We start from the raw sequence: 13,540 nt of genomic DNA, 5'->3' as shown, positions 1-13,540 counted from the left end.
CGACCACCAAGACCAACAAGACCACTGCCGCGAGACCACCCGCCACGAACCCACCCAACGAGCTACGTCGAGAACCCCACCTCCACCCACTCAAACGCGCCACTCGCGCGCCGAAACGTGGGACTCGCCCGCCGAGACGTGGGACTCGCCCGCTGGAACGTGGGACTCGCCGTGACAGAAATGTCGACTCGCCGTGACAGAAGTGTCGACTCGCCGTGCTGGAAGTGGCGACTCGCCGTGCCGCAGGTGTCGACTCACCGAGCTGAACGTGTCGACTCACCGTGCCGAAAGTGTCGACTCACCGCACGGCCCGCCCCGTCCTACTCCACCGCGGTGGTGACGTCGAGGAGGAGCGGTCGGGTGCGGGTGGCGAGCGTCGGGACGACGTCGTCGAGCACGTCGACCAGCTCGGCGTACGTCGCCACCCGTCGGGCGGGGCAGTTCAGCGAGCGGGCCAGCTCGGTCATGTCGATCTCCCCGAAGCCCGGCCACGGCGGCTTCCCACCGGCTTCGGCGGCGAGCCGGTCCATGATCGCGTAGCGGCCGTTGCTCAGCACGACGTACAGCACGCCGCACGCGTAGCGCTCCGCGCTCCACAGGCCCTGGATCGCATAGAGCGACGAGCCGTCGCCGAGCACCGCGACGACCGGACGGCTCGGGTCGCCCATCCGCAACCCCGCAGCGGCGGGCAGGCCGAACCCGAGGCCGCCCATGGCGGCGCTGACGAACCCACGCGGCGCCCTGGCCGGCAGGAGGCGGTGCAGCTCGGGGCGGCTCGACGGGCTCTCCTCCACGAGCACGACGTCACGCGGCAGCCGCTCGGCGAGCGCGGTGAACACGTGGGCGGGGCGCAGCGGCCCGTCCGGTCCGGGTGGCTCGAGGGCGGCCGCCGGGCGCCGGGTCGACGCGGGCGGTCGGGGCCGGACGGCCTGCGCCACCGCCGCGCACAACGTGGCCGGCTCAGCGCGGATCGCGAGATCGGCGTGACTGTGGTGCAGCTCGTCCGGGTCGGCGGAGACGACCGCAACCGCGAGGCCGGTCGGCAGCAGCGGGCCTGGTTCGTAGACGTACTGGCGGAACGCGCTGGTCCCGACGACGAGCACGGCATCGTGCTCGCCGAGCACCTCGCGCAGCCCCGACCGGCGCGGCGGGAGGTGCCCGGCGAACTGCGGATGGTCCTGCGGGAACCCGGCCCGTGCGCCGAACGCCTCCTGCCACACCGGGGTACCGACGCGCTCGGCCAGCGCGACCAGCGCGTCCCAGCTCGCCTGGTCGTCCGCGCCCGCCCCGACCACCAGCGCGGGCGAGAGGGCCCGGTCCAGGAACTCCGCCAGCTCGGCCACCGCGGCGCCGGGGTCCGTGCCTGTGCGACGCACGCCGACGGGCCCGGGGATGCCGAGCGTCGGGTCGTACGGGGCGGCCCAGTCGTCCATGGGCACCACCACGACGGCCGGACCGCGCCGCTCCGCTGCCTCGTGCCACGCCCTCCGGATCGCGCCGGGGACGTCCTGCGGCAGCGCCGGCTGGTGCGTCCATACCGGATAGCTGCCCGCGAGCCCGTCCAACCGGCCGGCGAGGAACGGCTCCTGGGCCAGGTGCCGGCGGTCCTGCTGGCCGACGACGACCACCAGCGGCGCGCGGTTGACCCGCGCGGTGGCGATCGCGCCGACCGCGTTGCCGAAGCCCGCGGTGGTGTGCAGGTTGACGAAGGCCGGTCGGCCGGTCGCGATCGCGTAGCCGGTGGCCATCCCGACCACCGAGCCCTCGTGCAGGCCGAGCACGAACTCCAGGTCGTCGGGCAGATCGGCGAGGAACGCGATCTCGGTCGACCCCGGGTTGGCGAACAGGCGCTGCATGCCGCACTCGCGCAGCACCGCGTAGGTGGCGTCGCGGATCGTGGTCATTCGAGGCAGCCCTTCCACATCGTCGAAAGATCAATCAGCAGCGATAGGCTGCCCACAGCTCTACCAGCCGCGACCGTATGTCGCGGCTTCCCGCTCAACAAGACGTGGTGTGGAGTATTCGATGGAGTCGAACGATTCGGTCAGCAAGTCGCTGCGCGCGCTCCTCGTGCTGGCGGCGCACGAGTCGTTGGGCGTCAGCGAGCTGAGCCGGGAGCTCGCGGTCGCGCCGTCCACGGCGCACCGCCTGCTGAACATCATGCGGGCCCACGACTTCGTCGAGCAGGACCCGGAATCGCGCCGCTACCGGCTCGGCCCGGCGGCGCTGAAGCTCGGGCGCCAGACCCGCGGCAACCAGAACCTGGTCGCCGCTGCCCACACGCACCTCGAACGGCTGTGCGCGGAGGTCGACGAGACGGTCAACCTGATCGTCCTCGACGGCGCCGAGGCGCTGTTCGTCGACGGCGTGCAGTGCCGCCAACCGGTGCGCGTGGCCACCCGCACCGGCGCCCGGCTGCCCGCCTACGCAACCGCCGGCGGGAAGGTGCTGCTGGCACACGTGCCACCGGCGATCGTGCGCTCCTACTTCCCCGACCGCCTGCCCCGACTGTCCCGCCACACCCTCGCCGACCGGGCCGCGCTCGAACGCGAGCTGACCGAAGCACGGACGAACGGCTACGCGCTCAACCTCGGCGAGCACCTCGTCGACGTCGTCGCCATCGCCGTCCCGGTCGCCGACGAACGCGGCCGGCCGGTAGCGGCACTGACGGTGGCCGCACCAAGAACACGCTGGACCCGCAAACGCCTGACCGCGCTCGCGCCCGCACTGAAGGCCACCGCGGCGCTGATCTAGACGCTCTACCTCCGGAGGTCCATCGCGTCGCGGTAGTAGTCGTGGAACGCGCCGATGACGTGCTCGGCCGGCACGAGCACACCCTCGAACGCGCTGGACCGCATCCCGAGCTGGCAGCGCTCGCACGCCTCGAAGTCCTGCCGGTTGGTGATGTCGAGGATCGCCACCGCGTCGCCGGGGTCGAAGTCGGCGGCAGCCATGGCGTCGCGGTCGAACAACCAGTCGACGACGACCCGCGTGTGCCCGGCCGACGTCGGTACGAGCCGGAAGAACGCCACGTGGTCCGGAACCAGGATGAGGAACACGTTCGGGCGCAGCACGATGCCGTGGAAGACCCGGTCGTCCGCGGGCAGCAGCCCCGGCAGCCGCCGACCCGACGCCGCACCGGAGAGCGAGAACCCGTCGACGTGCTCGGCGAACACCGCTCCGGCCCCGACGCCGCCGCTGACCGTCCCGTAGCCGCTGGCGAACTGCGGCAGCGCGGCCGTCAGCTCGGGGTGGATCGTCGCGCAGTGGTAGCACTCCATGAAGTTCTCGACGATCGCCTTCCAGTTCGACTCCACCTCGTAGACGACGGTGGCGGCGACGCCGAGCCGGTCGATCCCGTAGCGGTCGAGCGCCGCGAGCGTCCCGAGGCGGGCGAGCACCTGCGGCTCGACCTGCGCGGCCAACGGCTCGGAATCGGCGGCGAGGTCGACCCAGACGTGCCCGAGCCACTGCTCGACGGCGACGCGGTGCAGCCCGTGGTCGGCCTTCACCAGGTCCGGCATCTCGCGCATGTTCGGCGCCGCGATGAGGTGGCCGTCCAGGCCGTACGTCCAGGCGTGGTACCGGCACCTGATCGACTTGCCCAGCTCGCCCGACTCCTCGGCGCAGAGCCGGGCGCCGCGGTGCCGGCAGTGGTTCCGGAACGCGCGGACCACACCGTCGCGGCCGCGCACGACGAGCACGCTCTCGTCCCCGACCTCCACGCGGACGAACCGACCGGGCCGCTCGACAGCGTCGGCGCGGCAGACGCAGACCCATGACCGCTCGAAGATGCGCCGCTTCTCGGCTTCGAAGACCGCGGGGTCGGTGTAGGCCGCCCCGGGCAGCGTCGGAACGAGGCTCGACGTCGTGGCCGTCACGATGCTCACCATCCATTTGTGCCGCATTATGAAACTTGCGCGCTATACGAGACAGAGCCTGAACGTGTGGCGATGCAGCTGTCAAGGGGCCGGGTCAGCCGCGCTTCGGGTAGCCGTTGCGCTGAGAGATCTCCGCGGCGGCCGCGAGCACATGCCGCGCGAGGTCCGGGACGGTGCCCTCGTTGATCCGGTAGGTCGGACCCGAGATCGTCACGGCAGCGACCACCTCGCCGTCGAGCGACCGGACGGGCGCGGCGACGGCGGCGAGCCCGATCTCGTGCTCCTCCATGGTGAACGCGTAACCGCTCGCCCGGGCGTCGGCCAGCTGCCGCTCCAGCACCGCCGGCTCGACGACGGTGTGCGGGGTGAACCGTTCCATGCCTTCGCCGAGAAGCGCCTCGACCTGCGCGGGAGGAAGGAACGCCAGGAACACCTTGCCGGCCGAGGTGGCGTGCACCGGTGTGCGCTGCCCGACCCAGTTGACGCTCGTGACGGTCGACGAGCCGATCACCTGGTCGATGCTGACCACCGCGGCCCCGTCGCGGACGGCGAGGTTCACGGTCTCCCCCACCTCCTCGGCCAGCGTCGTGCACACCGGACGACCGAGCAGCGACAGGTCGTGCGTCCTGGTCGCGCCGGCTGCGAGCTGCACGACGCCGTACCCGAGCTGGTAGCTGCCGCGCTCGACGTTCTGCACGACGAGCCCACGCGCCTCGAGCGTCGCGAGCAACCTGAAGACGGTGGACTTGTGCACGTCGAGCTCGGCGACGATCTCCGTGACGCGGGCCGAGCCGTGGCGCGCGAGCACCTGCATGATCGAGATCGCCCGGTTCACCGACTGCACGGAGTTGTCGCGCGGCACGCGGCTGTCGGGCACAGCGGAACCCTACTGAGGGCGCGTCGGGCGCGTCCGCGTCCAGGGCCAGGTCAGCAACGCCCAGGCGGCCAACCCGACGACCAGCTCCACGAACAGGTACCAGGGCCAGTCCCCCATCAGATCCAGGATCGACGGGTTGTCCGGCTTGCGGTTGACGAACAGGTAGTTGGTGCCCGCCGCCGCGTTGAAGGCGAGCATCACGATCCCGTACGCCACCGTCACGGCACCGGTGAACACGAAGCTGCGCCAATCCGGCCGCATCCGCATCCACCAGGTCAGGTAGACCGCCGCCCACACCACCAGCAGGTGCTGGCCCCAGAAGCTCACGAAGTCGATGCTGGGGAAATCGGGGCCGTCCAGCGCGGGCGTGAGCACCGCCTGCGGGACGAGCGTGAGACCCCAGAAGTACGCCAGCGCGTATGCCCATCTCCAGCGGAACCACAACGCGACCGCGGCCGCCATCCACGTGAGATCTGAGATCTGGATGGGCAGCGAGTGCTGGACGTCGAACCGGGCCGGGGTCAGGTCGTACACCGCGATCGGCAGGTGGAAGGCGAGCAGCACGACGGCGAACACCTTCCCGACCACCGTCACGGTGCGCTCGCCGCCAGATCGGCCGCCGAACCAGGCCAACAGGACGGCAACCGCGGCCAGCACCAGCACGACCACCCAGTGCGAGACGCCGTAGGCAGCGAACGAGCGCTGCCCGGTCAGCGGGTCCACGACGTCAGCGTAGGCCGATGCCCTCGCCCAACCATCACTGGACCATTCTTGCCGGTCCGGATGTTTACCACTCCATAATTCCGGGTAAGACAGATTTCGCCATTGACAAGGCGGATATCCCGTTGTGACATGGGTCTTGCTGGGACATCCGATTACCGGCAGGGCTGCAGAGTTCATACCTGCCGGAGCCGAGAGGAGCGAACGGCAATGGGGGAATTCGATCTCGACGCCAAGATCGAGGGCGCGGCGGGGTTCGGGTGGGACGCACACATCGATGGGGCCGGGCTGCCGATGGCCCACGCGCCCGCGGTGATCATCGAGACGTGCAACACGTGCGGCAATCCCTGCACGGCCACCTGCAGCACGCAGACCGGCACCTGCTCGAGCCGCTGCTGACCGGCAGGACCGAACGACCGGCAACCGCCGTGCCCGCGCGATCGCGCGGGCACGGCCTTTTTCGGGAGAACCAGCTGGGGGGCACGAGTTGACCGACCCGCTGTTCGGCCGCGGGCTCCGCACGGCGCAGGAGCGGCACCGGGACTCTGCCGCCGAGGAGAAGGGCACCACGAGGCAGGCACTGCGCCGGCTGCCCACCCTGTTCACACTCGTCGCGGCGCTGGGCTGGCGCGCCGACCGGCCCGCGCTGCTCGCCGTGCTCGCCTGCCAGCTCGCCTCCGGTGCCGCCGCCGCGGCGGCGTTCCTCACCGCGCAGCACGTGCTCGCCGGCATCTTCTCCGTCGCCGACGGCACCCCCGTCGAGCAGCTGACCCGGCTGCTTCCGGCGGCAGCTCTGCTGCTGGCGGCGCTGGCCGCGCGAGCGCTGTTGCAGGCCGTCGTGACCACGTGCTCGGGACGGCTCGGGCCGCGCATCACGCGCGCCGCCACGATGGGCCTGCTGCGTCGTGCCGCCGGCGTCGAGCTGGCGACGCTGGAGGATCCGGCGTTCCACGACCTGCTCGCCTCGGGGAAGCGGGGCGCCGAGGCCACCCGCCGGGTCACCGAGCAGATGGTCGGGCTGTGCGGCGGGCTGGTGTCGATCGGCGCCGCGCTCCTCGCGTTGCTGGTGCTCGACCCGCGGCTGGTCCCGCTGCTCCTGCTGACGTTGATCCCGAGCTGCTGGGGCGCGGCGCGCGTCGCGGGGTCGCGGCACGCGTCGGCGACCAGGTGGATCGAGCTGACCCGTCAGCTCGACACCGTCAGCCAGCTGCTGGTCGGCCGGGCGACCGCGGAGGAGATCCGGGCGCACCGGGCCGGCAGCTTCCTGCTCGGCGAGTACGGACGGCTCTCCAGCCTGTCCGAACGGGAGCAGGCCCGGCTCGCCCGCGCGGAGGCGCGCACGCGGATCGTCTCCGGCGCGGCGAGCGGGCTGGCCGCGGTCGCCACGTACGGGGTGCTGGTCGCGCTGATGGTGACGGGCCAGACGTCGGTCGCGGTGGCGGGCGCAGCGGCGTTCGCGCTGCGCTCGGCGTCGGGCAGCCTGGTCGCGCTCGTGCTGCAGTTCGGGCAGCTCTACGAGGACGGGCTGCTGATGGTCGACTGGCGCACCGCCTGCGCCCGTGCCGACGAGGCCGCGATCACCCGGCGCGGCCGTGCCCCGAGATCGTCGACAGCGCCGCCGGCCCCGTCGACGATCTCCGCGCACGGCCTGCGGTTCCGCTATCCCGGCGCCGCGAGGCCCGCCGTCGACGGGCTGGACATCGTGCTGCGCCGCGGTGAGGTGGTGGCGCTGGTCGGCGAGAACGGCTCGGGCAAGTCGACGGTCGCGAAGCTGCTCGCCGGCCTCTACCTGCCCAGCGACGGCACCGTGCGGTGGGACGGCGTGCCGACCACGGAACTGGACCGCGGCCGGCTGGCCGAGCACCTGGCGGTCGTCGCGCAAGACGTCGTGCGCTGGCCGTTCACGGCGAAGGTCAACACGACGATCGGGGTCGCCGAACTCGATGACGGCCGGCTGAGCGGTGCCGCGGCCCGCGCCGGGGCCGACCGCGTGGTCGCGGGGCTGCCCGACGGCTGGGACACGCTGCTGGCCAGGGAGTTCTGGAGCGGCACGGCCCTGTCCGGAGGGCAGTGGCAGCGGATCGGGCTGGCCAGGGCCTTCTACCGGGACGCCCCGGTGCTGATCGTCGACGAGCCGACGGCCGCGCTGGATCCGGCCGCGGAGGTGGAGATCGGCGCCGGCATCACCGACCTGGCGCGCTCCGGCCACGCCGTGCTGGTGATCACGCACCGCCTCGCGGCCGCGGCCCGCGCCGACCGCATCCACGTGCTCGACGCCGGGCGCGTCGTCCAGTCGGGCACGCACGCCGAGCTCGTCGCCGTCGACGGGCCGTACCGGCGGCTGTACCGCCTGCAGGCCGAGCAGTACGACCTGACCCCGACCGGAAGCGCCGAAACATGATCACCACCGACCGGTTCGAGGCCGCCGAACCCGCGCTGGTCCGCCTCTCCGCCCTCCCTCGCGACCACCCGGTGCCGACGCTGACCGATCCGGACGACCCGGACGCGATGCGCGCCTTCCTCGCGGCCGTGGCGGCGGAGCCGCTGCTGCGGGAGGCCATCGCGATCTCGAGCGCTCCGCTGGACGGCACGCTGGAGCGGGTCGTCGCCGGTGAGCGCCTCTCGGTGGCGAAGCTGCGCAGGGCCGCGCTCGCCGTCACCCGGTACCTCTACCGGATGACCAGCCGTGCGACGCCGTTCGGGCAGCTCGCGGGGATCGCGCCGGTCCGGTTCGACACACAGCCGAAGGTGCGGATCGGCAGTGGGCACACCCGGCACGTGCGGGTCGACATGGGCTGGCTGGCCGAGGCGGTCGCGCCGCTGCGGCGCGACCCGCAGGTGCTGCGGAGGCTGCGGGTGGTCGCCAACGACCTGTGCTTCATCAGGGCCGACCGGCTGGTGCTGCCGCTGGTCAGGGAGGAGTCTGGGCAGCGCGGCCCGGACGACCGGGACCACAGCGTGCGCAACACGGCCGCGGTGCAAGCGGCGCGGGAGCTCGCGGCCGTCCCCGTCGGGTACCCGGAGCTGCTCGACGGCCTCGCCGCGAGGTTCCCGGGCGCCGGCGCCGACACGATCGCGGCGCTGGTAGGCGAGCTCGTCGAGCGCGAGTTCCTGCTGACCGATCTGCTGCCCGTCGCGACCACCCCCGACCCGCTGGAGCACGTGCTCTCCCGGATCGGGCCCGATTCGCCGCTGCACGAGCTGCCCGCTCTGCTCAACCGGTTCGCGGTGGCCCCGCAAGGCGGCGGGGCGCCGGCGTGGCGGGCAGCCACAACCGCGATGCGGCGGATCCACCCGGCCGACCGGCTCGTCCAGAGCGACCTCGGGATGGACGCCGAGGTCGTCCTGCCGGACGCGGTGGCCACGGAGATCGCCGCCGCGGCGTCCGTCGCCTGGCAGCTGGCGCCTGCGGCGCTGGCCCCCGCCGACCCGCTGGTGGGGTACCGCGCCGAGTTCATCGAGCGGTACGGCACCGACACGCTGGTCGGGCTGCAGGAGGTGCTCGACCCGCAACGCGGCCTCGGGCCGCCCGCCGGCTACCTGCTGCCCCCGAGCGGACGCCCGGCGTCCGACCCGCACTTCCACGACAAGGACCGCGACGCCGTGCTGCTGGAGGTGGCGCAGCTCGCCGCCGCGCAGGGCGTCCGCGAAGTCGAGCTGGACGCCGAGCTGGTGGGCCGGCTGGCCCGGCCGGGCAGCGAGGACGAGCGCGGTTCGTACCTGGAGGCCTGCTTCCACCTGCTCGCGGCCTCCGACGACGCCCTGCGCGACGGCGATTTCCGGCTGGTCACGGGCGGAATGGTGTTCACGCGGATCGGCGCGATGTTCGGCCGGTTCCTGCACGTGCTGCCGGCGCTGCGCGAGGCCGTCACCGGGCTGGCCGCGCTCGACGGGCTGGAGCCCGCGCAGGTCGTCGCACCGCTGCTGCACGCACGCAACCTCAACGTCGTGCAGGTGCCGGAGCTGGCCGGGACGTCGTTGCGCATCGGGGTGTTCGCCGAGCGGCCCGACGCGCTCGGCCTCGACGACATCGCGATCGGCGCCGACCACGAGCGGTTCAGCGTGGTGTCGCTGCGCGACGGGCGCGAGCTCGACCCACTGACGTTCCACGCCCTCAACCCGATGCTCACGATGCCGAACGCCGTACGGCTGCTGATCGAGATCGGCGAGAGCCGGACGCCGGGTTGGCCGCTGTGGCACTGGGGAGCGGCCGAGGGGCTGCCGTTCCTGCCGCGGATCCGGTACGGCCGGACGGTGCTGGCCTCGGCGAGCTGGACGCCCGACCCGCGGCTGGCGACCACAGCCGACGCAGCGGAATGGCACCGGCTGCTCGACGGGTGGCGGGAACGTTGGTCGGTGCCCGACCGGGTGGTCGCGACCACCGGCGACCAGCGTTTCCCGATCGATCTGCGCATCCCGACCGACCGCGAGCTGCTACGCGCCGACCTGCGCAAACGGCCGAGCCTCATCGTGCACGAGGAACCGGCCGGTGGGGAGTTCGGCAACGGGTGGGCCGGCGGGCACACGTCGGAGCTCGTGGTGCCGCTGCGCCCGACCCGGCCGCGCCAGGAGGTGGCGCCGGCGTGGCGGCCGGTCGAGCACCGGCCGCAGCCGCCCGGCGGGGAGTGGCTCTACCTCAAGCTGTACGCCCATCCCGCGCGGCACGGCGAGCTGCTCGGCACGCACCTGTCCGCGCTGATGACGGCCGCGGACGGCTGGTTCGACCGGTGGTTCTTCCTGCGCTACACCGACAGCGGCGCGCACCTGCGGGTGCGGTTCCGCGGCGACCCGCAGGTGCTGGGCGCCCGCATGCTGCCCGCCGTGCACCGGTGGGCCGGAGCGCTGCTCGACGCCGGGGTGCTGGGCGACCTCACGACGGCGACGTACCGGCCGGAGATCTCCCGGTACGGCGGACCGGCGGTGATCGACGCCGCCGAGCGGGCGTTCCACGCCGACTCCGAGTGCGTGCTCGACCAGCTGCGGCTGCGCGCCGCGGGCGCGCTCGACGTCCCGATCGAGGTGCTGCTCGCCGCGAACCACCTCGACACGACCGCTCGGATGCGCGCGGAGGGACCGTGGGACGCCGACTGGCGGACGTGGCTGCTCGCCGTCTACAAGAAGGGCGAAGAGCACGAGGCCTTCCAGGAGCACCGCAGGGTCGCCGTCCGGCTGCTCGATCCCGACACCGGCTGGGCGGCGCTGGCGGAGCGGCCCGGCGGGCCGGAGCTGCTGGCGTCGTGGGAACGGCGGGCGCCGGCGCTGCGGGAGTTCGGCCGGCTCGTCGCCGAGCACGCGCGCGACCGGTCGGCGGTGGTCGCCGATGTGCTGCACATGCACCACAACCGGCTGGTGGGCGTCGACCCGGTGCGGGAGCGGCGTGGGTACGCGGTAGCGCGGGGTGTGCTGCAGGCACGGGCGGACCGGCTGCGGGCGATGCGGCCATGAGCGATCTCGTCGACGCCGTCGCGGCGAGCCTTGCCGACCCGGCGCGGGTCACCGACCTCGCCCAGGACACGTACCTGGAGCTGCCCGGTGGGCGGATGCCGGTGTGGGATCCGGTCGCGCTCTCCGACGGGCTGCCCGGGGTGACGCTGCTGTTCGCGGAGCTGGCCGCGGCGGACGGCTCGCTGCGGGCCGTCGCGCACGCGCACCTCGGCGCCGCGCTGAACGCGCCGGCGCCCCCGGCCGGGCAGGGCCTGTACCGGGGGCCGGCGGCGCTGGCGTTCGCCACGCATTGCGCGGCGACGTTCGGCGGCTACGGCACGCTGCTCGACCAGCTCGACGCGGCGGTCGCCCGGTCGGCGACGGCCCGGGCGCAGTCCGACCGGGAACGGATCGCCGCCGGCGAGGCGATCGGGTGGTGGGGCGGCTACGACGTGATCACCGGCGCCGCCGGACTCGGCCGGTACCTGCTCGCCCGGCTCTCCCGGACCGGCCGCCTTTCCCGAAGCGCGAGCGCCGACGTGCACGCCGCGCTGGTCGCGGTGCTGGAGACACTGGTGGCGATCGCCGACGCGGGCCGACCGGCGTGGTGGGCCCGGCACGGCGGCTCGGCCACCGGTGCGGGCGGCATCGACCTCGGCCTCGCCCACGGCGTCGCGGGCCCGCTCGCGTTGCTGGCCCTCGCGCAGCGGGCCGGGGTTGCGGTGGCCGGGCAGCACGAGGCGGCCGCGCAGATCGTCGATGTGCTGGAGGAGCACCGGATCCTCGACGCCGCCGGCCCGTTCTGGCCCTCCTCCGACGGTGGCGAGCGGACGAGGTTCCGCGACGTCTGGTGCTACGGCGCGGCCGGGGTCGGACGGGCGCTGCACCTGGCCGGCGACACGTTCGGCGAACCGCACTGGACGGAACTCGCGCGGTCGGCGCTGGCCGGGGCGCTGAGCACCGCCGGGTCGGCCTCCATCACCGACTTCTCCCTCTGCCACGGCTGGGCCGGCCTGCTGCAGATCTGCACGCGCATGGCGCACGACACGGGCGAGCCCCCGTACGCGGAGTCCGCGAGCACCATCGCCGACCGGATCGCCGCCGCCTTCTCCCCCGAAGCCCCCTTCGGCTACCGCTACACCTACCCCCAACACCCACTCCCCCTGGACCGCCCCGGCTTCCTGGAAGGCGCGGCCGGCATCGCCCTCGCACTGCACAGCCACAACACCGGCCGACCCCCCACCACCGGCTGGGACGCGGCACTCCTACTCGCCTGAGGCACGCCCGCGAGTCGGGCTCCCCCAGCCCGCGAGTCGGGGCCTACCGGTGGCCGAGTCGCGCGATCCAGCACGGTGAGTCGACACCTTCGGCACGGTGAGTCGACACTTCCAGCACGGCGAGTCGACACCTTCGGCACGGCGAGTCGACACCTCTGGCACGGCGAGTCCCACGTTTCGGCGGGCGAGTCTCGCGTTTCGGCGCGCGAGTCCCACGTCTCGGCGCGGTGAGTCGCGCAGTTCGGAGCGGTGAGTCGCGCGTTTGGGTGGGTGGGGGGTGGGTTCTCGACGTGGCTCCGTTGGGTGGGTTCGTGGCGGATGGTCTCGTGCGGTGGTTCTGTTGGTCTTGGTGGTCGCGCGTTTTAAAGAGCGCCCTCGCCGGGCGGGCAAGTCTCCGGGATGGTTGGGTCGTGCCATCCCGTCGACCTCCTTGGGGATACCACACGGCCGCCCGTGGGCGGAGCTTTGTCCGTTTTCTCGCGTTGGGTTGAGGGCCGCCCACGGGCGGCCGTGTGGTGGGGTTTTCCCAGGTCGACGGGATGGCACTCTCAGCTCCACCTGTGGGTGGCGGGCACGCCTTCGGCGCGTGCCGGTTTTGGGTGTCGACAACGACGTTTTGGCTGTTGTTAGCGTTCACAAACAGCCAGAACGTCGTTGTCGACGCTTTGCTTTAGGCGTGCATGAAGTCGGAATTGGAGTGGCTATGGATCTTCGTCGCGTCTAAAATGGAGATATGTCCGAGAACCTGCAGACCACCCTCGCCGGGGTGGAACAACTGCAGGTAGACACCCTGGTCGGGACGTTCGAAGAACGCTGTAGTGCGACCCGCGAGTTGGAGGTTCTGGGGCGTCGGCTGGACTTTGCGAGGGTTTACGCGATCAGTGCTTTTGTTCGTGAAGGCGGTTTTCATGCGCGGGGGTACAAGTCGCCGATCCACGCGATCCGGGACTTGTGGAACCTCGACCACATCGACGCCAAACGGTATGTGACCGCCGCCGAGCACATCTGCCCGCAGATCACCCTGGACGGGCAGGTGTTGGCGCCCCGACTGCCCGCCACAGCGGCCGGGTTCGAGGCCGGAGCGATGAGCCTGTGCCATGTCGAGAAGATCGTCCAGGTCCTCGGCTCCAAGGAAGCGGGGCGGTTGACGCCGGCAGACTGTGCGTATGTCGAAGCGCAGCTTGCTGAACAGGCGCCCGTGTTCGACCCGCAGAGCCTCTACGCCTTGGGGATGCGGGCGGTTCGGTCGTTCGACCAGGACGGACCCGAACCCGACGACGGACCAGAGCCTGTCATTTTTCCCGTGTAAGCCACGGGTGGACTGATTGTTAACGTATCACAGGGGGAGTCGTCCGGGGAAG

General features: G+C 72.5%; 10 protein-coding genes. 6 read left to right on the top strand and 4 right to left on the bottom strand.

Annotated features, from left to right (window positions below; all coding sequences use genetic code 11):
• Window positions 1–320 precede the first annotated feature (320 nt).
• A complete protein-coding gene (locus tag LL648_RS44905) occupies window positions 321–1,904 on the bottom strand; it encodes a thiamine pyrophosphate-dependent enzyme (RefSeq protein WP_305080831.1) in 1,584 nt (527 codons plus the stop codon).
• A gap of 121 nt (window positions 1,905–2,025) precedes the next feature.
• Here LL648_RS44905 and LL648_RS43155 point away from each other — a divergent pair, with 121 nt between their 5' ends.
• Window positions 2,026–2,754, top strand: a complete 729-nt coding sequence (locus tag LL648_RS43155; RefSeq protein ID WP_232668792.1) for an IclR family transcriptional regulator — start codon at window positions 2,026–2,028, stop codon at window positions 2,752–2,754.
• 5 nt (window positions 2,755–2,759) lie between these two features.
• On the opposite strand, the gene LL648_RS43150 is transcribed toward LL648_RS43155, so the two are convergent.
• From LL648_RS43150 to LL648_RS43140, 3 genes are all read right to left on the bottom strand, one after another.
• Complete coding sequence (locus tag LL648_RS43150; RefSeq protein WP_232668791.1) at window positions 2,760–3,881, bottom strand: aromatic ring-hydroxylating oxygenase subunit alpha; 1,122 nt, start codon at window positions 3,879–3,881, stop codon at window positions 2,760–2,762.
• A gap of 94 nt (window positions 3,882–3,975) precedes the next feature.
• Window positions 3,976–4,758 carry an IclR family transcriptional regulator gene (locus LL648_RS45655; protein WP_232668790.1) on the bottom strand — a complete coding sequence of 261 codons (783 nt, stop codon included), beginning with the start codon at window positions 4,756–4,758 and terminating at the stop codon, window positions 3,976–3,978.
• Window positions 4,759–4,767: 9 nt separating this feature from the next.
• Window positions 4,768–5,481: a YwaF family protein gene (locus LL648_RS43140; protein WP_232668789.1), complete on the bottom strand. Its 714-nt coding sequence runs from the start codon at window positions 5,479–5,481 to the stop codon at window positions 4,768–4,770.
• A gap of 207 nt (window positions 5,482–5,688) precedes the next feature.
• Between LL648_RS43140 and LL648_RS43135 the strand changes: the two genes are divergently transcribed.
• From LL648_RS43135 to LL648_RS43115, 5 genes are all read left to right on the top strand, one after another.
• Window positions 5,689–5,877: a hypothetical protein gene (locus LL648_RS43135; RefSeq protein WP_232668788.1), complete on the top strand. Its 189-nt coding sequence runs from the start codon at window positions 5,689–5,691 to the stop codon at window positions 5,875–5,877.
• Window positions 5,878–5,965: 88 nt separating this feature from the next.
• Window positions 5,966–7,879, top strand: coding sequence for an ATP-binding cassette domain-containing protein (locus LL648_RS43130; protein WP_232668787.1), 1,914 nt, complete (start codon window positions 5,966–5,968; stop codon window positions 7,877–7,879).
• Window positions 7,876–10,923, top strand: a complete 3,048-nt coding sequence (locus tag LL648_RS43125) for a lantibiotic dehydratase (RefSeq protein WP_232668786.1) — start codon at window positions 7,876–7,878, stop codon at window positions 10,921–10,923. Before LL648_RS43130 ends, LL648_RS43125 begins: the two co-directional genes overlap by 4 nt.
• Window positions 10,920–12,179: a lanthionine synthetase C family protein gene (locus LL648_RS43120; protein WP_232668785.1), complete on the top strand. Its 1,260-nt coding sequence runs from the start codon at window positions 10,920–10,922 to the stop codon at window positions 12,177–12,179. Before LL648_RS43125 ends, LL648_RS43120 begins: the two co-directional genes overlap by 4 nt.
• A gap of 733 nt (window positions 12,180–12,912) precedes the next feature.
• The gene (locus tag LL648_RS43115; RefSeq protein ID WP_232668784.1) at window positions 12,913–13,488 is read left to right on the top strand and encodes a DUF222 domain-containing protein; all 576 of its coding nucleotides are present in this window, start codon (window positions 12,913–12,915) and stop codon (window positions 13,486–13,488) included.
• Window positions 13,489–13,540 lie beyond the last annotated feature (52 nt).

The organism is Pseudonocardia sp. TRM90224, assembly GCF_021245725.1.
Taxonomy (GTDB): Bacteria; Actinomycetota; Actinomycetes; order Mycobacteriales; family Pseudonocardiaceae; genus Pseudonocardia.
This window is presented reverse-complemented; position numbering and strand designations above follow the sequence as displayed.